The sequence below is a fragment of the Streptobacillus notomytis genome (genome assembly GCF_001902585.1).
Lineage (GTDB): Bacteria > Fusobacteriota > Fusobacteriia > Fusobacteriales > Leptotrichiaceae > Streptobacillus > Streptobacillus notomytis.
In genome coordinates, this window is the sequence record NZ_LKKV01000061.1 from 1 (window position 1) to 355 (window position 355).

General features: G+C 29.0%; 1 pseudogene. It reads left to right on the plus strand.

What is annotated here, in order from left to right:
* Positions 1–134 precede the first annotated feature (134 nt).
* Positions 135–355, plus strand: a pseudogene (locus BUE91_RS02020) (relaxase/mobilization nuclease domain-containing protein); the annotation flags it as partial.

The following is a 355-nucleotide window of genomic DNA, read 5'->3' on the forward strand; positions in this document are numbered from 1 at the left end:
AAGTTTACCATTCCTACTATGGAACATATATTAATACTCGAAATCAGACTGACAGGTAGTGCAAGTAACATAATTTATCGTTAATAGATTTTGAAACGAAAAAGGAAATCAACTAGATTAAGCGAAGAAAGTTCGTGAATTGGTATGACTGGAATGAAGATAAAAAAGGTAAAAGTTATAAATCAAGACTTCAATTTGATATGGATAGAGTAATTCAAAAAGCAATAAATTGGGAACATTTTCTTAAAATAATGGAACAATATGGATATGAAATTAAGTTTGGAAAGTATATTGCTTTCAAACAGAAAAATCAGCAGAGATTTACCAGAGCGAAAACTATAGGTGATAATTACAC